Origin of the sequence: Enterobacter sp. AC1, assembly GCF_050434705.1 — a bacterium.
GTDB lineage: Bacteria > Pseudomonadota > Gammaproteobacteria > Enterobacterales > Enterobacteriaceae > Enterobacter > Enterobacter cloacae_L.
On sequence record NZ_JBNDIZ010000009.1, the window covers coordinates 33,552 to 58,353 of the forward strand.

A 24,802-nucleotide genomic window follows, 5' to 3' on the forward strand; every position below is an offset into this window, starting at 1 on the left:
ACCGGAGAGAATTAGCGGTCTCGGGCGACAGGCACAACGGAGAGAGAAATTATGTTTGAACCTATGGAACTGACCAACGACGCGGTGATTAAAGTCATCGGCGTCGGTGGCGGCGGCGGTAACGCCGTAGAGCATATGGTGCGTGAACGCATCGAAGGTGTTGAATTCTTTGCCGTTAACACCGACGCGCAGGCACTGCGTAAGACGGCTGTAGGCCAGACTATCCAGATCGGCGGTGGTATCACCAAAGGGCTGGGAGCCGGGGCTAACCCGGAAGTGGGCCGCAACGCGGCTGAAGAAGATCGTGAAGCGCTGCGCGCTGCACTGGAAGGTGCGGACATGGTCTTCATCGCCGCAGGTATGGGTGGCGGTACGGGTACCGGCGCTGCACCTGTTGTGGCTGAAGTGGCTAAAGATTTAGGTATCCTGACCGTTGCTGTCGTGACCAAGCCTTTCAATTTTGAAGGCAAGAAGCGTATGGCCTTTGCGGAGCAGGGTATCACCGAGCTGTCTAAGCATGTTGACTCCTTGATCACCATCCCGAACGACAAGCTGTTGAAAGTTCTGGGTCGCGGTATCTCTCTGCTGGACGCTTTCGGTGCGGCAAACGACGTGCTGAAAGGCGCGGTGCAGGGTATCGCTGAACTGATTACCCGTCCTGGCCTGATGAACGTCGACTTTGCAGACGTTCGCACCGTGATGTCCGAAATGGGCTACGCGATGATGGGCTCTGGTGTGGCGAGCGGTGAAGACCGTGCAGAAGAAGCGGCTGAAATGGCTATCTCTTCTCCGCTGCTGGAAGATATCGATCTGTCTGGCGCGCGCGGCGTGCTGGTCAACATTACCGCTGGCTTTGACCTGCGTCTGGATGAGTTCGAAACCGTGGGTAATACCATCCGTGCGTTCGCCTCTGACAACGCTACCGTGGTAATCGGTACTTCTCTTGACCCTGAAATGAACGACGAACTGCGTGTGACTGTTGTTGCGACCGGTATCGGCATGGACAAACGTCCTGAGATCACCCTGGTAACCAACAAACAGACTCAGCAACCGGTAATGGATCGTTACCAGCAGCACGGTATGTCTCCTCTGACTCAGGAGCAGAAACCGGCCGCGAAAGTGGTGAACGACCCAACGCCGCAAACGGCGAAAGAGCCAGATTATCTGGACATCCCGGCGTTCCTGCGTAAGCAAGCTGACTAAGAATTGGCTGGAATTTGGGGATTTGCGCTCTTTGTGCTAAACTGGCCCACCGTTAGTGATATACACTCTCGGTTGGATAGTTAATTTGGCGAGATTATACGATGATCAAACAAAGGACACTTAAACGTATCGTTCAGGCGACGGGTGTCGGTTTACATACCGGCAAGAAAGTCACACTGACGTTACGCCCTGCGCCGGCCAATACCGGGGTCATCTATCGTCGCACCGACTTGAATCCACCGGTAGATTTTCCGGCCGATGCCAAATCTGTGCGTGATACTATGCTCTGTACTTGTCTGGTGAACGAGCATGACGTGCGGATTTCTACCGTAGAGCACCTGAACGCCGCCCTGGCGGGTCTGGGTATCGACAACATTATTGTTGAAGTCGATGCGCCAGAAATCCCGATTATGGATGGCAGTGCTGCTCCGTTCGTTTATCTGTTGCTGGATGCCGGCATCGAAGAACTGAACTGCGCGAAGAAATTTGTTCGCATTAAAGAGACCGTTCGCGTCGAAGATGGCGACAAATGGGCTGAATTCAGACCGTACAATGGTTTCTCGCTGGACTTTACCATCGACTTTAACCATCCGGCGATTGATGCAAGCACCCAACGCTATGCGATGAACTTCTCTGCCGATGCGTTTATGCGTCAGATCAGCCGAGCCCGTACATTTGGCTTCATGCGTGATATCGAATATCTGCAGTCCCGCGGCCTGTGCCTGGGCGGTAGCTTCGATTGTGCCATCGTTGTTGACGATTATCGCGTACTGAACGAAGATGGCCTCCGTTTCGAAGATGAATTCGTTCGTCACAAAATGCTGGACGCTATTGGCGACCTGTTCATGTGTGGTCACAACATCATTGGTGCATTTACCGCGTTCAAATCCGGTCATGCACTGAACAACAAACTGTTGCAGGCCGTCCTGGCAAAACAGGAAGCCTGGGAATACGTGACCTTCGAAGACGAAGCTGAACTGCCGCTGGCTTTCAAAGCGCCAAACATGGTTCTGGCGTAACGGTTCACACCGTTTCGTAAAAAATCGACTGGTTAACCTGGTACTCTCTCCGACCAGGAAGACCAGTCGTTTTTATTTTTGCCTTTCTTTACTCGCCCCAGGCTTACCTCTTGTTTACCTTGCACAGAAAATGGGTGCGTTAGCTGCATTCTTGACCGTTTTTCCCCGCGGTGACACCTCATTCCTGCTGATGTGTATTGGCTTTAGTGGTAATATCTGGGCGCTTAAAAAAATAACTGAATTCAGCCTGTACCAGGCTGGCTTATGTGGTGGAGCAAGTGAGCGGAATACTGACGCGCTGGCGACAATTTGGCAGACGTTACTTCTGGCCGCATCTCTTATTAGGGATGGTCGCGGCGAGTTTTGGCTTGCCTGCGCTCAGCAACAGTGCCGAAGCGGCTACGCCGGCGAAGACCTCCACAACCAAACACGATCTCAACACGCGGGTTAACTTTACTAACCTCGCGTGGCTTGAGGCCAATCGTCGTCCGAATTTCTCCGTTGATTACTGGCACCAGCACGCTATCCGCACGGTTATTCGCCATCTGTCATTTGCGATGGCACCGCAGGCCATGCCTGTTGCTGAAGAGACGCTGCCGGTGCAGGCGCAGCATCTTGCCCTTCTGGACACGCTCAATGCGCTGCTCACGCAGGACAGCCAGCCGCCGGTCATGGTTCGCCAGACTGCGCAACGTGCACTCGTTTCTCCAGCCTCTTTCTCTGTTTCAACATGGATTAGCCAGGCTCACGGCATTCGCGCCGGGCCTCAGCGCCTCAGCTAAATTAACTTTTTCAATACTTTAATTTATCTGCCCACGATGGGGCGTTTGAGAATTTATTATGCTAATCAAATTATTAACAAAAGTTTTTGGTAGTCGTAACGATCGTACCCTGCGCCGTATGCGCAAAGCCGTTGCCGTTATCAACGGTATGGAACCGGCGATGGAGAAGCTCTCTGATGACGAGCTGAAAGCGAAAACGGCGGAATTCCGTGCCCGTCTCGAAAAAGGCGAAACCTTAGAAAGCCTGATCCCGGAAGCTTTCGCCGTCGTGCGTGAAGCGAGTAAGCGTGTATTCGGCATGCGTCATTTCGACGTTCAGCTGCTGGGTGGTATGGTGCTCAACGAGCGCTGCATCGCGGAAATGCGTACTGGTGAAGGTAAAACCCTGACCGCAACGCTGCCGGCATACCTGAACGCCCTGACCGGTAAAGGCGTTCACGTTGTTACCGTCAACGACTATCTGGCACAGCGTGACGCCGAAAACAACCGCCCACTGTTCGAATTCCTGGGAATGACCGTCGGCATTAACATGTCCGGTCTGCCTGCGCCAGCCAAACGTGACGCGTATAACGCGGATATCACCTACGGCACTAACAACGAATACGGTTTCGACTACCTGCGTGACAACATGGCGTTCAGCCCTGAAGAACGTGTACAGCGTAAGCTGCACTATGCGCTGGTGGATGAGGTGGACTCCATCCTGATCGATGAAGCACGTACCCCGCTGATCATCTCCGGCCCCGCTGAAGACAGCTCCGAGATGTACCGCAAAGTCGATAAAATCATTCCGCACCTGCTGCGTCAGGAGAAAGAAGACTCCGACACCTTCCAGGGTGAAGGTCACTTCTCCGTAGATGAAAAAGCGCGCCAGGTGAACCTGACTGAACGCGGTCTGGTTCAGATTGAAGAACTGCTGGTTGCTGAAGGCATTATGGAAGAGGGTGAGTCTCTTTACTCTCCGAGCAACATCATGCTGATGCACCACGTGACCGCTGCGCTGCGTGCCCATGCACTGTTTACCCGTGATGTTGACTACATTGTGAAAGACGGCGAAGTGATCATCGTTGATGAACACACCGGGCGTACCATGCAGGGACGTCGCTGGTCTGATGGTCTGCACCAGGCGGTTGAAGCCAAAGAAGGCGTTGATATTCAAAACGAAAACCAGACGCTGGCGTCTATTACCTTCCAGAACTACTTCCGTCTGTACGAGAAGCTGGCGGGGATGACCGGTACGGCAGATACCGAAGCGTTTGAATTCAGCTCCATCTATAAGCTGGATACCGTGGTCGTTCCAACCAACCGTCCGATGATCCGTAAGGATATGCCGGACCTGGTGTACATGACCGAAGCGGAAAAAATTCAGGCGATCATCGAAGATATCCGCGAACGTACTGCGAACGGCCAGCCGGTGCTGGTGGGGACCATCTCGATTGAGAAATCCGAAGTGGTTTCTAACGAGCTGACCAAAGCGGGCATCAAGCACAACGTGCTGAACGCCAAATTCCACGCCAAAGAAGCGGACATTGTTGCGCAGGCAGGTTATCCGGCTGCCGTGACCATCGCCACCAACATGGCGGGTCGTGGTACCGATATTATGCTGGGTGGCAGCTGGCAGGCCGAAGTGGCTGAGCTGGAAAACCCAACCCCGGAACAGATTGCACAGATCAAAGCGGACTGGCAGGTTCGTCACGATGCGGTACTGGCGTCGGGCGGTCTGCACATCATTGGTACCGAACGCCACGAATCTCGTCGTATTGATAACCAGCTGCGTGGTCGTGCGGGTCGTCAGGGTGATGCCGGTTCCTCCCGCTTCTACCTGTCGATGGAAGATGCGCTGATGCGTATTTTCGCCTCCGACCGTGTGTCCGGCATGATGCGCAAGCTGGGGATGAAGCCAGGCGAAGCCATTGAGCACCCGTGGGTCACAAAAGCGATCGCTAACGCACAGCGTAAAGTCGAAAGCCGTAACTTTGATATTCGTAAGCAGCTGCTGGAATATGATGATGTGGCTAACGATCAGCGTCGCGCGATTTACACCCAGCGTAACGAACTGCTGGACGTGTCCGACGTGAGCGAAACCATCAACAGCATCCGTGAAGATGTGTTTAAAGCGACTATCGACGCGCATATTCCACCTCAGTCTCTGGAAGAGATGTGGGATATCGAAGGTCTGCAGGAACGTCTGAAAAACGACTTTGACCTTGAGCTGCCAATCAAAGAGTGGCTGGACAAAGAGCCTGAGCTGCACGAAGAGACGCTGCGCGAGCGTATCTTTGAAACCGCGCTGGACGTGTACAAGCGTAAGGAAGAGGTCGTTGGCGCTGAGATGATGCGTCACTTCGAAAAAGGCGTGATGCTGCAGACGCTGGACTCCCTGTGGAAAGAGCACCTGGCGGCGATGGACTACCTGCGTCAGGGTATCCACCTGCGTGGCTACGCGCAGAAAGATCCGAAGCAGGAGTACAAGCGTGAATCCTTCTCCATGTTTGCCGCTATGCTGGAATCGCTGAAGTATGAAGTGATCAGCACCCTGAGCAAAGTTCAGGTGCGCATGCCGGAAGAAGTCGAAGCGATGGAGCAGCAGCGTCGTGAAGAAGCTGAGCGTCTGGCACAGATGCAACAGCTGAGCCACCAGACTGACGACAGCGAAGCCGCAGCGGCGATCGCGGCACAGACCGGCGATCGTAAAGTGGGTCGTAACGATCCGTGCCCATGCGGTTCCGGTAAAAAATATAAGGCGTGCCACGGCCGTCTGAGCTAAGACGTTAACAAATCGAAAAGGCGCAGAAATCTGCGCCTTTTTTATGGACGTGACAATATGAAAATACTGCAAATTGCCGTCGGGATTATTCGCAACCCGCAAAACCAAATCTTTATTACCCAGCGCGCCGCCGATGCCCATATGGCGAACAAATGGGAGTTTCCTGGCGGAAAGATCGAGTCAGGTGAAACGCCGGAAGAGGCGCTGGTTCGCGAGCTCCAGGAAGAAGTGGGGATTACCCCGCTTGGCGCAACGCTGTTTGACAAGCTCGAATACCAGTTTCCGGACAGGCACATTACGCTGTGGTTCTGGCTGGTGGAAAACTGGGAAGGCGAGCCCTGGGGAAAAGAGGGGCAGCCGGGTAACTGGGTTGAACTACAGGCAAGCGATGCCGAAAAATTCCCGCCAGCTAACGAGCCTGTGATCATGAGGTTAGTCGCACAACCGTAGGCCTGCTAAGCGAAGCGCCAGCAGGCTTTACAGATTACTGCTGGCTCTCACTCCAGTCATCGCTATCCGAGAGATCGCCTTCGCTTGGAATGCGTTTCTCTTCCGCCGCCCACTCCCCCAGGTCAATAAGCTGACAGCGTTTACAGCAGAATGGGCGGAACGGACTTACTTCGCCCCAGACAACGGTTTTGCCACAGGTTGGGCAGTTTACGGTGGTGACATCAGACATCGGCACTCCTTAACAACAGGCCAGTTCAAAATCGAGACGTTCCGGCACGGTGCCATTTTCACTGTCCAGCGGCATAAAGCGAATCGCAAAACGACTCTTATGCCCGGAAATCTGTGGGTAAAGCTGTTCGCCAGGCGATAAATTCAGTCGCAGAAGATCGGCATCATCACCGTTATCCTGGTAGAAGCCATTCAGGCTGGTTTGCTTGCGGAACGGGGCTGAGTTACGGATCAAATCGAGGATCAGCGACAGCGTCTGGTGCATTGGCTCCAGGCTTGCCAGCCAACTGTTCACCTGCGCATCGCGCTGCGTTTGCGGCATATGTAGCCACACATGCAGCGTCGGCAGGTCGAAGCTACAGCAGCCGCCAGGGATGCTCAGGCGCTGGCGCACCAGACCGATCAGGCGGTCTTCACGCAAAAACTGCCCGACGCGCGGCGCGGCCATCAGGATGCTGCTGCTGTTTTTAAGCTGCTGACGAAGGGAATCGATACGGCTTACGTCTACCCCCGGAACTTCAGCCCATGCCTGCAATTTACGCTGCTGGCGCTCCAGCTCTTTGAGCAATTCTGTGCGGACATCGCCGCGTTCAATCACATCCAGCAGATCGCCTACGTTGCGGAAGAAGTGCAGCGCCGTAGCATGATCGTTCACGGGCAGATGTTGTGAAAGCTGTTGAATAAGGAATTCGATGCGCAGCCAGGTACGCATTTTTTCGTTGAGCGGATGCTCAAAAAGGATGTGTGTCGACATTATGGTTTTTCCTGTGCAACGGCCTGCGCGGCGAACGTCAGATACTGCGCGTGCAGACGGGCAACATCCGATGCTATGGCATCTGGTGCGCCGTTATTATCAATGACATCATCCGCAACGGCAAGGCGCTGAGCGCGCGTGGCCTGAGCGGCAAGAATTTGTTCAGCATGCTCACGCGAGACGCGATCGCGCGTCATGGTTCGCTGGATTTGCGTTTCGGGAGAGACATCAATCACCAGCACCCTGTCAGCCTTCTTCTGTAGCTGATTTTCCACCAGCAACGGAACCACCCACAGTACATAGGGTGAACCGGCCGCGGCAATCTGACGCTGAGTTTCCTGGTGGATAATGGGGTGGAGCAGGGCATTAAGCCAGCGCTTTTCCGCAGAATCAGCAAAAATGCGCTCACGAAGCTGGCGGCGATTAAGCGTGCCATCCGCATTGATGATGGACTGACCAAAATGTGCTTCGATGGCCTTTAGCGCGGGTGTATCAGGTTCTACCACCTGACGGGCAATGATATCGGCATCAATAATCGTGATGCCAAGACGAGAGAACGCGTCCGCAACGGTACTTTTGCCACTACCGATGCCGCCGGTTAATGCAACGATATACCCCATTAAATCAAATCCTGGGAATTATTCATTATTAAAATCAGTTAATTAAAACTCTTAGATGCGCCAGCAACTGTTTGACCCTGTTTACCGGCTTTTTACCAGGTAAATTTATAGGATTGTAGCGTAAAAAAAGAGAATTTCGCAGTCTTGCGGAGCAGGTATTAGTGCGTATGATAACGTCACTGGAGTTGTGCTTTTAACATATTTGCCTCTAACCCCAGGAATCCGCACATGCGTATCGAAGAAGATCTGAAGTTAGGTTTCAAAGACGTTCTCATCCGCCCTAAACGCTCTACACTGAAAAGTCGCTCAGACGTTGAACTCGAACGTCAATTCATCTTTAAGCATTCCGGTCAGACCTGGTCTGGCGTGCCGATCATCGCTGCCAACATGGATACTGTGGGAACCTTTGAGATGGCAACCTCCCTGGCACAGTTCGACATTCTCACCGCAGTGCACAAACATTACAGCCCTGAGGAGTGGAATACGTTTGTTGCGTCCGCCTCTGCTGATGTGGTGAAGCATGTGATGGTCTCTACCGGTACCTCCGATGCAGACTTCGAGAAGACCAAACAGATCCTGAATGCTAACCCGGCACTCAACTTCGTTTGTATTGATGTGGCGAACGGTTACTCCGAGCACTTCGTGCAGTTCGTCAGCAAGGCGCGTGAAGCCTGGCCGACGAAAACTATCATCGCGGGTAACGTGGTGACCGGTGAAATGTGTGAAGAGCTGATCCTTTCCGGTGCAGATATCGTGAAGGTGGGCATTGGCCCGGGTTCCGTGTGCACCACGCGCGTTAAAACCGGCGTCGGTTATCCGCAGCTTTCCGCGGTCATTGAATGTGCCGATGCGGCGCACGGGCTGGGCGGGCAGATTATCAGCGACGGCGGTTGCACCATGCCGGGTGATGTCGCCAAGGCCTTCGGCGGCGGCGCGGACTTCGTGATGCTCGGCGGCATGCTGGCAGGTCACGAAGAGAGCGGTGGTACCGTAGTTGAAGAGAATGGCGAGAAATTTATGCTGTTCTACGGAATGAGCTCTGAATCGGCAATGACCCGTCACGTCGGTGGCGTGGCAAAATACCGTGCCGCAGAAGGCAAAACCGTCAAGCTGCCCCTGCGCGGCCCGGTCGAAAACACCGCGCGCGATATCCTCGGCGGCTTGCGCTCCGCCTGCACCTACGTGGGTGCATCCCGCCTGAAAGAGCTCACGAAACGCACGACGTTTATTCGCGTTCAGGAACAGGAAAACCGCGTATTCAACAGCCTGTAATGGCTTCGCTGGCGCATACTCGTGCGCCAGCCCTCCATCACTGTTTCAGCACTATCCCGCGCTCATCGCATCCCCCAGATGGAAAATCGGCAAATACATTGCCACGACCAGCGTGCCGATGATGACCCCTGTCACAATCAGAAGTACTGGCTCCAGAAGTGCCGCCAGGTTATCTGCCCGTTGAAGAGTTTGTTCCGTGTGATGCCGGGCGAGATTTGCCAGCATAACGTCCAGCGCGCCTGACATTTCGCCGGTGCGTAAAAGCTGGATACACAGCGGGGTAAAGATTATCGCTTTCTGAAAGGATGACCAGACGGGGAGGCCTTTTTCAATCTCCTCACGAACGCTGCGGAGTATTCCCTGCCAGTAGCGACTTTCAACGGTTTCCTCTGCACTTTCCAGCCCCTGTAAAAAGGCGATACCCGCCTGCTGCGTGAGCGACAGCACGGTAAAAATTTGTCCCAGTTTTTGGCCTTTTGCCAGCGACCCCATTACTGGCGTATGCAGCAGGAGGCGCTGCCAGCGAGGATTCTCTCGCAGCGCCCAGGCGGCAGCGCAGGGCACCAATAATGCGGCGAACAACGCGAGGGCATATGACTGCATAAAGGCGGCCATCCCCATCACCTTTTGTGTTAACCACGGGAGCGGAGCGTTAAACGTTTTGTAGATCGCGGCAAACTCGGGCAAGACCAGGGTGACCATCGCCAGCACGACGAGAATGGCCAGAGTCAGAACGATCGCCGGGTAGCGCAGCGCCTTTTTCACTTTCGCACTCAGCTGCTGCTGCGCTTTTTGTTGCTGAGCGAGCTGGCGACAGCACTCCTCCAGTTTTCCCGTTAGCTCACCGGTCTTCACCATCGAGACGTGCAGCGGGCTAAAAACCGCTGGCCACTTTTTTAGCGACTCGGAAAAGGGACATCCTTCACTGAGCTCATCGGCAACGCTCTGCAGCAGCGCCTGCCACGGTTTTACCGGATGCTGGTCTGCCAGCATTTGCAGGCTGTGGGACAAAGTCAGCCCAGCCTGCAGAAGCGTGGCGAGCTGGCGAAACATTTCATAGCAGTGATGTGGCCGCCAGCGGTGTCGCTGCGCGCATCGGGTCAGCGTCAGAGGATGAAGGTTGTTACGCATCAACCTGACGAAGGCCGCATTGCGATCTGTAGCCCAGAGCGCCCCGTTTCGGGGTTCTCCTTCCTGGGTGAGCGCTCGCCAGCGCCAGAGCTGATTAGCTGCCATCGGGCATGCCCAGGACGCGAAACAACTCTTCAATCGTTGTCAGCCCTTGTTCAACGGCCATGCAGCCGTGCTCGAAAAGAGAAACCATTCCCGCCTGCCGCGCGCTCGCCTCTATTACTTCTGTTCCCGCCCCGCTGGCAATGGCCTGCCGCAGAGCGTTGTCGATCGCGAGCACTTCAAAAATGGCCACCCGGCCATAAAAACCGTGATAACAACGTTCGCAGCCGGTGGGCTGCCAGTGGGGAAGCGGCCTGCGCCATACGGAGCGAGGTAACTGAGCGTGCTCGCTGGCTTCCCGGCGACAGTGTGGGCACAGACGCCGCACCAGCCGCTGGGCTATCACCATCGAGAGTGCGGAAGATATCATCCAGCGCGCCACGCCCATCTGCTCCAGACGCGTCAGGGCTTCCGTTGTCGAATTGGTGTGCAGCGTCGACAACACAAGATGCCCGGTCTGCGCGGCATTAATGGCAATTCCGGCCGTTTCACCGTCGCGAATTTCGCCGACCATAATGATGTCAGGATCCTGGCGCAGCAGCGCCCTGAGCACGCTCTGGAATGTTAAACCCGCCCGGGGGTTAATCTGCGTCTGGTTTAATCCCGCAAGGGGGATCTCAATCGGATCCTCCACGCTGCAGATGTTGACCTCAGGGGTGTTACGCGCCTGCAGCGCGCTGTACAGCGTCACGGTTTTGCCGCTGCCGGTCGGGCCGGTAACCAGAATCAGGCCCTGCGGCCGGTGGAGCACCTCATTAAAGCAGGCCAGCTGTTCAGCGCTCATCCCGAGCGCTTTCGGTTCAAGCGCCTGCTGAACCTGATGAAGAAGACGCAGCACTATTTTCTCGCCACCGCTGCAGGGAAGCGTGGCAATCCGAAAGGAGACCGGCTCGTTTGCCAGCTCAATTGTAAACTGACCGTCCTGGGGTAAACGGCGTTCTGCAATATCCAGGTTACCCAGCACCTTTAAGCGTGCGCAGAACTGGCTTGCCAATGAGGCGGAAAGGGGAGGTTGCGGGCAGAGCACGCCGTCGATACGCAAACGGATCTGGCACGCATGCTCCATCGGTTCGATATGAATGTCGGATGCGCGCTGGCTTATTGCCTGCTGCAGCGTGTGGTTGAGCATATCCACCGTGGAGTGAGTTTGCGAAACAACGGGCAGATGCGATTGCGACATGAGCTGCCGGTTTTTTTCCATGCGTTCGGCGCTCCAGCACTCGATATCAATCCGTTTCTGAGTCGCGAAACGCAGGGCCTCCATGAGTTCAGTCGCGGGGGTGCCCACGACGGCGATGCTTATCATGTCACTGTCGCTGGTGAGCAGCAGAGCATGATGGCGCAGACAAAGTGCCATAAGCCGATCGGTATTCATTAGCCGCTCCTCAGTTATTGTCGAAGCGGAAAACGTCTTCGCAGGCCTGTTTGAGCTCGCCGCCGTTACTGATATTGCAGCTGCGTTTCCAGTCCGTCATCCCATTGCCGCTGCTCCATTGGGGTGTCATAACCACCTCCAGCCCGTTAAGACTCTCCTGGCCCGTTAATGACACGACGCCCTGCGTCACGCTCATTCCCGAGATATAACGCGTTGTCGTTGGGGAGGGGATGCCGTTACTGCCACCGTCACAGCTTGTCACGCCGCCGCGATCCAGCGCGCACAGCTCAATGGCCGTACGATAAGGCACGAACGTTTGCAACATATCGGTCAGCGCCGCTTTGCGCAGGTAGTTCTGATAGGCGGGTACGCCGATGGCGCTCAGAATCGCAATAATGCCAATGACCACCATCAGCTCAATGAGAGTGAATCCGTGTTGTCTGTCCATATCTGCTCCTTACGTTAAGTGGCGCTACTCTGTCAGCGCGAAAGGGCAGAAACGAGGGGCAAAAATGGGAACGAGAAGAGGTCTTCAGAAGATTCATTCAGCGTTGCAGGGAAGAACAACGGCGTTGCGAGCGGGGCTGCAATGCCCCTCTCCAGGCGGAGAGGGGCGGAATCACTACTTAAAACGCATCGAGAGGTCGAGGGCGCGAACGTGTTTGGTCAGCGCCCCGACGGAAATGTAATCCACGCCCGTCTCGGCGAATTCACGGATCGTTTCGAAGGTGACGTTCCCGGACACTTCGAGCTGTGCCTGGCCGTTGGTCAGTTTAACCGCCTCGCGCATCTGCTCCGTTTCGAAGTTATCGAGCATGATAATATCGGCCCCGGCCTTAATCGCCTGTTCCAGCTCGTCCAGGCTTTCGACTTCCACCTCAACCGGCACATCCGGGTGCAGCCAGAAGGCTTTCTCAACCGCCTGACGCACGGAGCCGGAGGCAATAATGTGGTTCTCTTTAATCAGGAAGGCGTCGGATAATCCCAGACGATGGTTTGCGCCACCGCCGCAAAGTACTGCGTATTTCAGCGCCGTACGCAGGCCCGGTAGCGTTTTGCGGGTGTCCAGCAGCTGGGTGCGGGTACCGGCCAGCAGGTCAACGTAGCGGCGCACCTCACTTGCCACCCCGGACAAGGTCTGGACGAAGTTGAGCGCGGTTCTTTCACCGGTAAGCAGCACGCGGGACGGGCCGTCCAGTTCAAACAGCGGCTGATTTGCCGTAATCGCATCGCCGTCTTCAACGTGCCAGACGATCTGCACATCATCTCCCGCCAGTTGGGTAAAGACCTCTTCAACCCAACGCTTGCCGCAAAAAACGCCATTTTCACGGGTGATAATCACCGCGTGAGAGCGTGACTCTGTTGGCAATAATTGTGCGGTAATATCCTTTTCGGCATTCACGTCCCCGCCCAGGTCCTCTTTCAGAGCATGGGCGACGCTTGCCGGAATATCCATGTTAATACGTTCCAGAAGCGCTTCACGTCGGTGGTCGGGGTTGTAGCGGCGAGGCGGCATGATAAAACTCCAAATTGGTAACGAATCATAATATTGAAACATGCTACTCTGAACCGAGTAACAGCACCATACATAAGGAGTTCCAGCATGTTGTTAGAAAACGGATGGCTGGTGGACGCGCGGCATGTGCCCTCGCCGCACCACGATTGCCGCCCGGAGGATGAAAAGCCCACACTGCTGGTTGTTCATAATATTAGTCTCCCGCCGGGTGAGTTTGGCGGTCCGTGGATTGACGCGTTATTCACGGGAACGATAGATCCCGACGCTCATCCTTTCTTCGCTGAGATTGCGCATCTGCGCGTGTCGGCCCACTGTCTGATCCGTCGTGATGGCGAGATCGTTCAGTACGTTCCTTTTGATAAGCGCGCCTGGCATGCCGGGGTGTCGTTGTATCACGGGCGCGAACGGTGCAACGATTTCTCCATCGGAATTGAACTGGAAGGCACCGATACCACACCCTATACCGATGCTCAGTACCAACAGCTGGTTGCGGTTACCCAAACGCTTATCAGCCTGTACCCCGCGATGGCAGAAAATATCACGGGACACAGCGATATTGCTCCGGTGAGAAAAACCGATCCCGGCCCGGCATTCGACTGGGGGCGGTTTCGTACTATGCTTGCCGCTGCGTCAAATAAGGAGATCGCATGACGTTGTTTACCATGCTGCTGGTTATCATCGCTGAACGCCTGTTTAAACTCGGCGAGCACTGGCATCTGGATCACCGGCTGGAGGTGATTTTCCGCCGAATTAAGCACTTTTCTATGCTGCGTACGCTGCTGATGATGGCAGGAGTGATGGTCATTACGTTCCTGCTGCTGCGCTCGCTGTACGGCCTGTTTTTCAACGTGCCGCTGCTGGTGGTGTGGATCCTGCTCGGCGTTCTTTGCATTGGCGCGGGGAAGGTGCGTTTGCACTACCACGCTTATCTTAAAGCCGCTTCCCGTGACGATGCCCACGCGCGCGGTGCCATGGCGAGCGAGCTGACGATGATCCACGGCGTGCCGCCGGATTGCGATGAGCGCGAGTTCCTGCGCGAGCTGCAAAACGCGCTGCTGTGGATTAACTTCCGTTACTACCTTGCCCCCCTGTTCTGGTTCGTGGTGGGCGGTCCGTGGGGGCCGGTCTTGCTGATGGGGTACGCTTTTCTTCGTGCCTGGCAGACATGGCTTGCCCGTTATCTGACGCCGCATGAACGCTTGCTGTCCGGGATTGATGCCATCCTGCACGTGCTCGACTGGCTTCCGGTTCGCCTGGTGGGCGTGGTGTATGCGTTAATTGGCCACGGTGAAAAAGCGCTGCCCGCATGGTTCGCTTCTCTTGCCGACCGCCATACCTCGCAGTACCAGGTGCTAACGCGCCTGGCGCAGTTCTCTCTGGCGCGCGAGCCGCATACCGACAAGGTTGCAACGCCGAAAGCCGCCGTCTCCATGGCGAAGAAAACCTCGTTTGTTGTGGTGGTTATCGTGGCGCTGCTGACGATTTACGGCACGCTGGTGTAAGCCAGCGCGCCGCAGCGGTTAAAGCGTATCCGCAGGCGGGATGCCGAAATCAGGCATCCCGCTTTCGTTCCAGAGCACAAGCTTCAGGCGGGTATGACGGTTCGGATCGTAAAGCGGATCGCCTTCAATTTCGGTGTAATTTCTTGCGTGATACACCAGCACATCTTCCCCTTCTGGCGTCTTTGTGAAGCTGTTATGGCCCGGCCCATACTGGCGGTTTTCATAGCTGGTGACGAATACCGGGCGCGGAGATTTGTGCCAGTTCTCCGGGTTTTGCGGATCGGCGTTGACGTCTATCCACAGCAGCCCCATGCAGTAGTTCTCATCGGTGGCGCTGGCAGAATAGCTGATGAACAGCTTATCGCCGTGGACCAGTACCGCCGGGCCTTCGTTGACCCGGAACCCGCGGCACTCCCAGTCATACTCAGGCTTGCTGAGCATGACTGGCTTGCCCTTGAGCGACCACGGGTTCTCCATTTCACACAGATAAAGGTTAGAGTTTCCGGCGATATCCGGCGCTTTTTGCGCCCACAGATACCAGCGTTTCCCCTGATGAACAAAGGTGGTGGCGTCCAGAGCGAAGGTGTCGAACGGCGTTTTTATTTGCCCTTTTTCGATCCAGGTTCCGGTGAGCGGATCGAGATCGTTACATTCCAGCGCGAACATGCGGTGCTGGAACATCCCAAGCTTATCGAGCGCCTGCGTATGCGTGGCCGCAAAATAGATATACCACTTGCCGTCGATATGATGCAGCTCCGGCGCCCAGATAAGCTGACTCATCGGGCCGGTCTCGGGTTTTCGCCAGACCACCACCTCTTCAGCACTGCGTAGTCCTTCCAGCGAGTCCGCGCGGCGAATTTCGAGCCTGTCGTACTGCGGCACGGAGGCGATAAAATAGTATTGCCCCTCGTGGTACAAAATATACGGATCGGCGCGTTGTTCAATAAACGGGTTTGGCCAGGTTTGCATTCGGCTTTCCTTATTTTGTCTCAGCGGCGCTGAGTTCCTGATACTTGTTCAGCTCGCGATAGTTAATGCGGCGCTTCTCCAGGTCTTCCTGAATCCGCTTCATCGTCTCTCGGTCAACCTTCAGCAGTCGCACCACGCCCGCGGTAATGAGGTACCCAACGCCCGGGATGACGGTAAACAGCAGGACAATGCCGTTGATGGCGTCCGCGCTTTGCGCTTTTGCTCCCGCGTCGTAGCCGTACCAGGAGAGCAGGAAGCCGACCATTGCACCGGCAATCGCCAGCCCCAGCTTCAGGAAGAAAATGTTGCCGGAGAAGCTTATCCCGGTGATGCGTTTCCCGGTTTTCCACTCGCCGTAGTCGTCCACGTCGGCCATCAGCGACCAGTGCAGCGGTGACGGAATTTGGTGCAGGATATTCAGCAGGAAGTAGAGCACCACAATGGTGACGGTGGCCTTCGGGTCGAAGAAGTAAAAGGCGGTTGAGAAGATCGCCAGCACGATGTTGGTCCAGAAGAAAACCTTCAGCTTACACCAGCGGTCGGTCAGCACTTTCGCCAGCATGCTGCCGAGCATCATGCCCACCACGCCCAGGCTAATAAACAGGGTTGCGAAGTGGGTGCTCTGGCCCATCACCCATGTCACGTAATACATGGTGGCCGCCATGCGGATAAAGCCGGGGCAGACGTTGCACAGGGTCAGGAGCAGAATGCGCACCCACTGGTCGTTTTTCCACACGTCCTTCAGGTCGTTTTTCAGCTGGTCATTGGTCTGAACCGCCGGGCGCACGCGCTCGCGCACGGTGGCAAAGCAGAACAGGAACATACAGGTTCCAATCAGCGCCAGCACGGTCATCGCCATCTGGTAGCCTTTGGCTTTGTTATCTCCCCCGAACCAGTCGGCCATCGGCAGCAGCGTCAGCGACAGCAGCAGCGTGGCGATGCCGACCAGCACGAAGCGATATGACTGGCAGGCAACGCGCTCTTTGGGATCGTTGGTAATCACCCCGCCCAGCGAGCAGTAGGGAATGTTGATAGCCGTGTAGGTCAGCGACAGCAGGAAATAGGTGACAAACGCATAGATAACTTTGCTGTTATAGCTCCAGTCAGGCGTGGTGAACATCAGGATGCTGAACAGCGCGTAGGGAAGGGCAATCCACAGCAGCCATGGACGAAACCGGCCATATTTGCTGCGGGTACGGTCGGCAATCGCGCCCATGATCGGGTCCGTTACGGCGTCAATCACGCGCACAGAGAGCAGCAGTACGCCCACCAGCGCGGGCGCCAGACCAAAAATATCGGTATAAAAATAGTTAACAAACAGCATGATGGCGCCAAAGATGATGTTGCAACCTGCATCGCCCATCCCATAGCCGATCTTTTCTTTTACTGACAGTTTAGCGTTATCCATAGACTGCTCTCCGGGTTTCGGTATGGAGAGAATTATTTGCTGGCAAAGGAATATATGCGTTGCAGTATCAGGGCGGTGATATGGATAAAAGCGCTGTGGACGTGAAAGTGTGAGGGAGGTAACAACGTGCGGTACCCGCAAAAGCAGGTACCGCAGTGGCAGGCTTAGTGGGCCTTCATCGCATTACGGCTTTTCTGGCTGAACATATAGCCGACGCCAAGCACGGCAATCCAGACCGGAATTAGGTACACAGAAATCGCCATACCCGGGGTGATCAGCATGATCACCAGCACGGCCGCCATGAACAGCAGGCAAATCCAGTTACCCAGCGGATAGAGCAGGGCAGGGAAGCGCGTGGTGACGCCCTGCTGCTGTTTCGCGCGGCGGAACTTGATGTGCGCCAGGCTGATCATCGCCCAGTTGATGACCAGGGCAGAGACCACCAGCGCCATCAGCAGGCCAAACGCCGATTCCGGCGCCATGTAGTTAATGAGGACGCACAGCGCGGTCACGATCGCCGAAACGATAATGGTGTTTACCGGCACGCCGCGTTTATCGACGTTGAGCAGCGCTTTCGGGGCGTTACCCTGCTGCGCCAGGCCGAACAGCATACGGCTGTTGCAGTACACGCAGCTGTTGTAAACGGACAGAGCCGCCGTCAGGACGACAACGTTGAGCGCATTCGCCACGACGGTATCTCCCAGTTCGTGGAAGATCAGCACAAACGGACTGGTATCGGCGGTGACGCGCGTCCACGGCAGCAGGGAGAGCAGCACGGCCAGCGAACCCACATAGAAGATCAGGATACGGTAGATAACCTGGTTAGTGGCTTTTGGAATGCTCTGCTCCGGGTTGTCAGCTTCAGCGGCCGTAATGCCCACCAGCTCCAGACCGCCGAAGGAGAACATGATAATTGCCATCATCATCACCAGACCCGTCATGCCGTGAGGCAGGAAGCCACCCTGTTCCCAGAGGTTGCGAACGGTTGCCTGCGGGCCACCGTTGCCGCTGAACAGCAGCCAGCCACCAAAGATAATCATCGCCACAACGGCAATGACCTTAATGATGGCGAACCAGAACTCCATTTCACCGAACACTTTTACGTTGGTCAGGTTAATAGCGTTAATAATGACGAAGAAGGCCGCAGCCGAGGCCCAGGTTGGGATCTCGGGATACCAGAACTGAATGTATTTCCCGACGGCGGTAAGCTCGGCCATGGCAACCAGTACGTACAGCACCCAATAGTTCCAGCCTGAGGCGAAACCGGCAAAGCTGCCCCAGTACTTATAGGCAAAGTGGCTAAAGGAGCCAGCCACCGGCTCTTCAACGACCATTTCACCTAACTGACGCATAATCAGAAACGCGATAAAGCCCGCGATTGCGTACCCCAGAATAATGCCCGGACCGGCTGACTGAATAACGGATGCGCTACCCAGAAAGAGGCCGGTTCCGATGGCACCGCCCAGTGCGATGAGCTGAATATGGCGGTTTTTTAGCCCGCGCTTTAGCTGATCGCCGTGCTGTTGAGCTTCCATTTGAAACCTCGTGTGTGGTTGTTATGTTCACGCTGAGCGTGTGTAATTATGAATATCCGTTTTCTGTATTTATTTCTTTACGGTTAATAAGACCGAAAAAAGCGGAGATGACTTCCGTAAGCGCAAGAATAGTGGTAAGTGCCTGCGAATGCACCTGCTTTATGACGAGCGGATGACGACTTGAATAAAAAGAAAGCATTTGTAAATCGCTCCGCTCACCCTTCTTACCCCAACCTATAGAATAGAAATGCGCCATAAGTGGGCAAAATTTCATTATTTGCTTTGTTGAATCGCTTCAGATTGCAAAAGCCCTCGTTTCATTAAGGTTAAATCTCCCTCTTTAGTAGTAATCAACTCATTTGTGCAAAGTTACATTTCTGAAACGTTATTTCTGTAAGGTTGTTAAAATGTGCAGGGTTTACTGATTTCAATCAAAACCAATATGGACAGAAGGTGAATACTTTGTTACTTTAGCGATACGAAATAGAAATTGGTAAGACCAATTGACTCCGGGCAAAAAGGCGTAAGACAGGGAATATGGCCTACAGCAAAATTCGCCAACCAAAACTATCTGATGTGATTGAGCAGCAGCTGGAGTTTTTAATCCTCGAAGGGACTCTGCGCCCGGGTGAGAAACTTCCGCCAGAACGCGAACTGGCAAAACAGTTCGACGTTTCACGTCCCTCTCTGCGTGAGGCAATTCAACGTCTCGAAGCAAAGGGCTTGCTGCTTCGTCGCCAGGGCGGCGGAACTTTTGTGCAAAACAGCCTGTGGCAGAGCTTCAGCGATCCGCTGGTAGAACTTCTCTCTGACCACCCAGAATCCCAGTTTGACCTGCTTGAGACCCGTCACGCGCTTGAAGGGATTGCGGCCTATTACGCCGCCCTTCGCAGCACTGATGAAGATCGCGTGCGTATCCGCGAGCTGCATCAGGCCATTGAACGGGCACAGCAGTCCGGCGATTTAGACGCCGAGTCCAGCGCCGTCGTCCAGTATCAAATCGCCGTCACCGAAGCAGCACACAATGTGGTGCTCCTCCATCTGCTACGCTGCATGGAGCCGATGCTGGCCCAGAACGTTCGTCAGAATTTTGAATTGTTGTATGCCCGTCGGGACATGCTCCCACTGGTAAGCAACCATCGCACCCGAGTATTCGAGGCGATAATGGCCGGGGAACCGGAGCAGGCGCGCGAAGCGTCGCACCGACATCTGGCTTTCATTGAGGAAATCTTGCTGGACCGCAGCCGTGAACAATCGCGTCGCGAACGTTCATTACGCCGCATACAGCAACGAAAGGATTAAGCGCCAGGTACTTTTAGAGCGCGGCAACTAAACGCAGAACCTGTCTTATTGTGTTCTTGCCCAAGAGCACAATGGGACAGGTTCCAGACAAATCAACGTATTAGATAGATAAGGAATACCCCCATGTCAGAACGTCTCCAAAATGACGTGGATCCGATCGAAACTCGCGACTGGCTACAGGCGATCGAATCGGTCATCCGTGAAGAAGGTGTTGAGCGCGCTCAGTATCTGATTGATCAGCTGCTTTCTGAAGCCCGCAAAGGCGGTGTGAAGGTTGCTTCAGGTGCAGGGGCTAGCAACTACGTAAACACGATTGCCGTCGAAGACGAACCGGAATACCCGGGCAATCTGGATCTGGAACGTCGTATCCGTTCTGCAATCCGCTGGAACGCCATCATGACCGTTCTGCGCGCATCCAAGAAAGACCTGGAACTGGGTGGCCACATGGCATCCTTCCAGTCTTCTGCAACCGTTTACGAAGTGTGCTTCAACCACTTCTTCCGTGCAGCTAACGAGAAAGACGGCGGCGATCTGGTGTACTTCCAGGGCCACATCTCTCCAGGCATCTATGCACGTGCATTCCTGGAAGGTCGTCTGACTGAAGAGCAGATGAACAACTTCCGTCAGGAAGTTCACGGTAAAGGTCTGTCTTCTTACCCACACCCTAAACTGATGCCTGAATTCTGGCAGTTCCCGACCGTATCTATGGGTCTGGGCCCAATTGGTGCGATCTACCAGGCTAAATTCCTGAAATATCTGGAACACCGTGGTCTGAAAGACACCTCTGAGCAAACCGTCTACGCCTTCCTGGGCGACGGTGAAATGGATGAGCCAGAATCTAAAGGTGCGATCACCATCGCGACCCGTGAGAAGCTGGACAACCTGTGCTTCATCATCAACTGTAACCTGCAGCGTCTGGATGGTCCGGTAACCGGCAACGGCAAGATCATCAACGAACTGGAAGGCATCTTCGCAGGTGCTGGCTGGAACGTGATTAAAGTCATGTGGGGCGGTCGTTGGGATGAGCTGCTGCGTAAAGATACCAGCGGTAAACTGATCCAGCTGATGAACGAAACCGTTGACGGTGACTACCAGACCTTCAAATCCAAAGACGGTGCCTACGTTCGTGAGCACTTCTTCGGCAAATATCCTGAAACCGCAGCACTGGTTGCAGACTGGACTGACGAGCAGATCTGGGCTCTGAACCGCGGTGGTCACGATCCGAAGAAAGTCTACGCTGCACTGAAAAAAGCGCAGGAAACCAAAGGTAAAGCGACTGTAATCCTGGCCCACACCATCAAAGGTTACGGCATGGGTGATACCGCAGAAGGTAAAAACATCGCTCACCAGGTTAAGAAAATGAACATGGACGGCGTGCGTTATATCCGCGACCGTTTCAACGTTCCAGTGACCGATGAGCAGGTAGAAAACCTGTCTTACATCACCTTCCCGGAAGGGTCTGAAGAGCACAAGTACCTGCACGAACGTCGTCAGGCACTGAAAGGCTACCTGCCAGCTCGTCAGCCAAACTTCACCGAGAAGCTGGAACTGCCAGCGCTGGAAGACTTCTCTCAGCTGCTGGAAGAGCAGAATAAAGAGATCTCTACCACTATCGCTTTCGTTCGTGCCCTGAACGTGATGCTGAAGAACAAGTCGATCAAAGATCGTCTGGTTCCAATCATCGCTGACGAAGCGCGTACTTTCGGTATGGAAGGTCTGTTCCGTCAGATCGGTATCTACAGCCCGAACGGCCAGCAGTACACCCCGCAGGACCGTGAGCAGGTTGCATACTACAAAGAAGACGAGAAAGGTCAGATCCTGCAGGAAGGTATCAACGAGCTGGGCGCAGGCGCATCCTGGCTGGCTGCTGCGACCTCTTACAGCACCAACAACCTGCCGATGATCCCGTTCTACATCTACTACTCCATGTTTGGGTTCCAGCGTATCGGTGACCTGTGCTGGCAGGCTGGCGACCAGCAGGCTCGCGGCTTCCTGGTAGGCGGTACTTCCGGTCGTACGACCCTGAACGGTGAAGGTCTGCAGCACGAAGATGGCCACAGCCACATTCAGTCTCTGACTATCCCTAACTGTATCTCTTACGACCCGTCTTACGCGTACGAAGTGGCAGTCATCATGCATGACGGTCTGCAGCGCATGTACGGTGAAGCGCAAGAGAACATTTACTACTACATCACCACCCTGAACGAAAACTACCACATGCCGGCAATGCCAGCAGGTGCCGAGGAAGGTATCCGTAAAGGTATCTACAAACTCGAAACCCTCGAAGGTAGCAAAGGTAAAGTTCAGCTGCTGGGCTCCGGTTCTATCCTGCGTCACGTCCGTGAAGCAGCACAGATCCTGGCGAAAGACTACGGTGTGGGCTCCGACGTGTACAGCGTGACCTCCTTCACTGAACTGGCGCGTGATGGCCAGGATTGTGAGCGCTGGAACATGCTGCACCCAATGGAAACTCCACGCGTTCCGTACATCGCTCAGGTGATGAACGATGCACCAGCGGTGGCGTCTACTGACTATATGAAACTGTTCGCTGAGCAGGTTCGTACTTACGTTCCAGCTGATGATTATCGCGTTCTGGGTACTGACGGCTTCGGTCGTTCTGACAGCCGCGAAAACCTGCGTCACCACTTCGAAGTTGATGCTTCTTACGTGGTTGTAGCAGCACTGGGCGAACTGGCTAAACGTGGCGAAATCGATAAGAAAGTGGTTGCTGACGCAATCACCAAATTCAACATCGATGCAGAAAAAGTTAACCCGCGTCTGGCGTAAGAGGTAAAAGAATAATGGCTATCGAAATCAATGTACCGGACATCGGGGCTGATGAAGTTGAAATCACCGAGATCCTGGTCAAAGTAGGCGACAAAGTTGAAGCTGAACAGTCGCTGATCACCGTAGAAGGCGACAAAGCCTCTATGGAAGTCCCGTCTCCTCAGGCTGGCATCGTTAAAGAGATCAAAGTCTCTGTTGGCGATAAAACCGAGACCGGCAAACTGATCATGATTTTCGATTCCGCCGACGGTGCAGCAGCTGCTGCACCTGCGCAGGAAGAGAAGAAAGAAGCCGCTCCGGCCGCCGCTGCTCCAGCCGCTGCTGCGGCAGCGAAAGACGTTAACGTGCCTGACATCGGCGGTGACGAAGTTGAAGTCACTGAAATCCTGGTGAAAGTGGGCGACACCGTTGCAGCTGAGCAGTCACTGATCACCGTAGAAGGCGACAAAGCCTCTATGGAAGTGCCGGCGCCGTTCGCGGGTACCGTTAAAGAGATCAAGATCAACACCGGCGACAAAGTGTCTACCGGGTCGCTGATCATGGTCTTCGAAGTGGCGGGTGCTGCACCTGCTGCCGCGCCAGCACAGGCCGCTGCTCCGGCTCCGGCCGCTGCACCAGCAGCTGCTGGCGGCGCGAAAGACGTTAACGTACCGGACATCGGCGGTGACGAAGTTGAAGTCACCGAAGTGATGGTGAAAGTGGGCGACAAAGTTGCCGCTGAACAGTCACTGATCACGGTTGAAGGCGACAAGGCTTCTATGGAAGTCCCTGCGCCGTTCGCGGGTACCGTTAAAGAGATCAAAATCAGCACCGGCGACAAAGTGTCTACCGGCTCTCTGATCATGGTCTTCGAAGTGGAAGGCGCTGCGCCTGCCGCAGCTCCGGCTGCCGCGGCTGCTCCGGCACCTGCTGCTGCACCGGCTCAGGCGTCTAAACCTGCTGCGGCTCCTGCTGCAAAAGCGGAAGGCAAATCTGAGTTCGCTGAAAACGACGCTTACGTCCACGCTACCCCGCTGATTCGTCGCCTGGCGCGCGAATTCGGTGTGAACCTGGCGAAAGTGAAAGGGACCGGCCGTAAGGGTCGTATCCTGCGTGAAGACGTTCAGACCTATGTGAAAGACGCGGTGAAACGCGCCGAAGCTGCACCTGCTGCAGCCGCCGGTGGCGGTATCCCGGGCATGCTGCCATGGCCGAAAGTGGACTTCAGCAAGTTCGGCGAAATCGAAGAAGTGGAGCTGGGCCGTATCCAGAAAATCTCTGGTGCGAACCTGAGCCGTAACTGGGTGATGATCCCGCACGTTACGCACTTCGACAAAACCGATATCACCGACCTGGAAGCGTTCCGTAAACAGCAGAACGCCGAAGCTGAGAAGCGCAAGCTGGACGTGAAATTCACCCCAGTGGTCTTCATCATGAAAGCCGTTGCCGCTGCCCTTGAGCAGATGCCACGCTTCAACAGCTCCCTGTCCGAAGACGGCCAGAAGCTGACGCTGAAGAAATACATCAACATCGGTGTTGCGGTTGATACGCCAAATGGTCTGGTTGTTCCGGTCTTCAAAGACGTGAACAAGAAGAGCATCACTGAGCTGTCCCGTGAACTGACCACCATCTCCAAGAAAGCGCGTGATGGTAAGCTGACTGCCGGCGAAATGCAGGGCGGCTGCTTCACCATCTCCAGCATCGGCGGCCTGGGTACCACCCACTTCGCGCCGATTGTGAACGCGCCGGAAGTGGCTATCCTCGGTGTGTCCAAGTCCGCGATGGAGCCGGTGTGGAATGGCAAAGAGTTCGTGCCGCGTCTGATGATGCCAATCTCTCTGTCCTTCGACCACCGCGTGATCGACGGTGCTGATGGTGCGCGTTTCATCACCATCATCAATAACACCCTGAGCGACATTCGCCGCCTGGTGATGTAATCGAAAAGCCGGCCAATCGGCCGGCTTTTTTCTGGTAATCTCCTGATGGTTGTGAGGTTATCGGCGAAAGCGACAATTCGTGAGCCGTTTGTTGTTTCAAAATTGTTAACAATTTTGTAAAATACGGACGGATAGAACGACCCGGTGGACGACGGGTATAAATTAAG

The 24,802-nt window shown here is 55.0% G+C and carries 21 protein-coding genes; 11 read left to right on the forward strand and 10 right to left on the reverse strand.

The window, feature by feature from the left end; all coding sequences use genetic code 11:
• The first annotated feature begins 51 nt into the window (after positions 1–51).
• The 5 genes from ftsZ (at position 52) to mutT (ending at position 6,218) form a co-directional block, all read left to right on the forward strand.
• Complete coding sequence (ftsZ, locus tag M2433_RS20535; RefSeq protein ID WP_008501978.1) at positions 52–1,203, forward strand: cell division protein FtsZ; 1,152 nt, start codon at positions 52–54, stop codon at positions 1,201–1,203.
• A 101-nt stretch (positions 1,204–1,304) separates the two neighbouring features.
• Positions 1,305–2,222, forward strand: a complete 918-nt coding sequence (lpxC, locus tag M2433_RS20540; protein ID WP_429057239.1) for a UDP-3-O-acyl-N-acetylglucosamine deacetylase — start codon at positions 1,305–1,307, stop codon at positions 2,220–2,222.
• Between the two features lie 278 nt (positions 2,223–2,500).
• Positions 2,501–3,004 (forward strand): secA translation cis-regulator SecM, encoded by a 504-nt coding sequence (gene secM / locus M2433_RS20545; protein ID WP_072250578.1) that lies wholly within the window; start codon positions 2,501–2,503, stop codon positions 3,002–3,004.
• Positions 3,005–3,062: 58 nt separating this feature from the next.
• Entirely contained in the window at positions 3,063–5,768 is a 2,706-nt protein-coding gene (gene secA, locus M2433_RS20550) for a preprotein translocase subunit SecA (RefSeq protein ID WP_429057243.1), read from the forward strand.
• Between the two features lie 57 nt (positions 5,769–5,825).
• Positions 5,826–6,218 (forward strand): 8-oxo-dGTP diphosphatase MutT, encoded by a 393-nt coding sequence (gene mutT, locus M2433_RS20555; protein WP_429057246.1) that lies wholly within the window; start codon positions 5,826–5,828, stop codon positions 6,216–6,218.
• A 34-nt stretch (positions 6,219–6,252) separates the two neighbouring features.
• Here mutT and yacG read toward each other — a convergent pair whose 3' ends face one another.
• From yacG to coaE, 3 genes are read right to left on the reverse strand one after another with little or no spacing between them, the layout of a single operon-like run.
• The gene (gene yacG, locus M2433_RS20560; protein WP_028015516.1) at positions 6,253–6,447 is read right to left on the reverse strand and encodes a DNA gyrase inhibitor YacG; all 195 of its coding nucleotides are present in this window, start codon (positions 6,445–6,447) and stop codon (positions 6,253–6,255) included.
• A 9-nt stretch (positions 6,448–6,456) separates the two neighbouring features.
• Positions 6,457–7,200, reverse strand: a complete 744-nt coding sequence (zapD, locus tag M2433_RS20565) for a cell division protein ZapD (protein WP_429057250.1) — start codon at positions 7,198–7,200, stop codon at positions 6,457–6,459.
• Entirely contained in the window at positions 7,200–7,820 is a 621-nt protein-coding gene (coaE, locus tag M2433_RS20570) for a dephospho-CoA kinase (RefSeq protein WP_429057252.1), read from the reverse strand. The genes zapD and coaE overlap by 1 nt, the downstream gene beginning before the upstream one ends.
• Positions 7,821–8,048: 228 nt before the next feature.
• Between coaE and M2433_RS20575 the strand changes: the two genes are divergently transcribed.
• On the forward strand, positions 8,049–9,092 hold the full coding sequence (locus M2433_RS20575; RefSeq protein ID WP_429057255.1) for a GMP reductase: 1,044 nt from the start codon (positions 8,049–8,051) through the stop codon (positions 9,090–9,092).
• A 51-nt stretch (positions 9,093–9,143) separates the two neighbouring features.
• Here the strand turns inward: M2433_RS20575 and hofC are convergent, their stop codons facing one another.
• From hofC to nadC, 4 genes are all read right to left on the reverse strand, one after another.
• On the reverse strand, positions 9,144–10,328 hold the full coding sequence (hofC, locus tag M2433_RS20580) for a protein transport protein HofC (RefSeq protein WP_429057258.1): 1,185 nt from the start codon (positions 10,326–10,328) through the stop codon (positions 9,144–9,146).
• Entirely contained in the window at positions 10,318–11,700 is a 1,383-nt protein-coding gene (gene gspE, locus M2433_RS20585) for a type II secretion system protein GspE (protein ID WP_429057261.1), read from the reverse strand. The genes hofC and gspE overlap by 11 nt, the downstream gene beginning before the upstream one ends.
• Before the next feature lie 10 nt (positions 11,701–11,710).
• Complete coding sequence (gene ppdD, locus M2433_RS20590; RefSeq protein WP_429057264.1) at positions 11,711–12,148, reverse strand: prepilin peptidase-dependent pilin; 438 nt, start codon at positions 12,146–12,148, stop codon at positions 11,711–11,713.
• 174 nt (positions 12,149–12,322) lie between these two features.
• Positions 12,323–13,216 carry a carboxylating nicotinate-nucleotide diphosphorylase gene (nadC, locus tag M2433_RS20595; RefSeq protein WP_429057267.1) on the reverse strand — a complete coding sequence of 298 codons (894 nt, stop codon included), beginning with the start codon at positions 13,214–13,216 and terminating at the stop codon, positions 12,323–12,325.
• A gap of 87 nt (positions 13,217–13,303) precedes the next feature.
• Between nadC and ampD the strand changes: the two genes are divergently transcribed.
• Both ampD and ampE read left to right on the forward strand, forming a co-directional pair.
• Positions 13,304–13,867 carry a 1,6-anhydro-N-acetylmuramyl-L-alanine amidase AmpD gene (gene ampD, locus M2433_RS20600; RefSeq protein ID WP_429057270.1) on the forward strand — a complete coding sequence of 188 codons (564 nt, stop codon included), beginning with the start codon at positions 13,304–13,306 and terminating at the stop codon, positions 13,865–13,867.
• Entirely contained in the window at positions 13,864–14,718 is an 855-nt protein-coding gene (gene ampE, locus M2433_RS20605) for a beta-lactamase regulator AmpE (protein ID WP_429057273.1), read from the forward strand. Before ampD ends, ampE begins: the two co-directional genes overlap by 4 nt.
• Positions 14,719–14,736: 18 nt before the next feature.
• Here the strand turns inward: ampE and M2433_RS20610 are convergent, their stop codons facing one another.
• From M2433_RS20610 to aroP, 3 genes are all read right to left on the reverse strand, one after another.
• A complete protein-coding gene (locus tag M2433_RS20610) occupies positions 14,737–15,687 on the reverse strand; it encodes a glycoside hydrolase family 43 protein (RefSeq protein ID WP_429057276.1) in 951 nt (316 codons plus the stop codon).
• A gap of 10 nt (positions 15,688–15,697) precedes the next feature.
• On the reverse strand, positions 15,698–17,095 hold the full coding sequence (locus tag M2433_RS20615; RefSeq protein WP_429057279.1) for a glycoside-pentoside-hexuronide (GPH):cation symporter: 1,398 nt from the start codon (positions 17,093–17,095) through the stop codon (positions 15,698–15,700).
• Positions 17,096–17,259: 164 nt separating this feature from the next.
• Complete coding sequence (gene aroP / locus M2433_RS20620; RefSeq protein ID WP_047346367.1) at positions 17,260–18,630, reverse strand: aromatic amino acid transporter AroP; 1,371 nt, start codon at positions 18,628–18,630, stop codon at positions 17,260–17,262.
• A gap of 537 nt (positions 18,631–19,167) precedes the next feature.
• Here aroP and pdhR point away from each other — a divergent pair.
• The 3 genes from pdhR to aceF all read left to right on the forward strand — a co-directional run bounded on the left by pdhR (position 19,168) and on the right by aceF (position 24,635).
• On the forward strand, positions 19,168–19,932 hold the full coding sequence (gene pdhR / locus M2433_RS20625) for a pyruvate dehydrogenase complex transcriptional repressor PdhR (protein WP_008501960.1): 765 nt from the start codon (positions 19,168–19,170) through the stop codon (positions 19,930–19,932).
• Positions 19,933–20,055: 123 nt separating this feature from the next.
• Positions 20,056–22,719, forward strand: a complete 2,664-nt coding sequence (gene aceE / locus M2433_RS20630) for a pyruvate dehydrogenase (acetyl-transferring), homodimeric type (RefSeq protein ID WP_059310644.1) — start codon at positions 20,056–20,058, stop codon at positions 22,717–22,719.
• 14 nt (positions 22,720–22,733) lie between these two features.
• Positions 22,734–24,635, forward strand: a complete 1,902-nt coding sequence (gene aceF / locus M2433_RS20635; RefSeq protein ID WP_063957487.1) for a pyruvate dehydrogenase complex dihydrolipoyllysine-residue acetyltransferase — start codon at positions 22,734–22,736, stop codon at positions 24,633–24,635.
• Positions 24,636–24,802 lie beyond the last annotated feature (167 nt).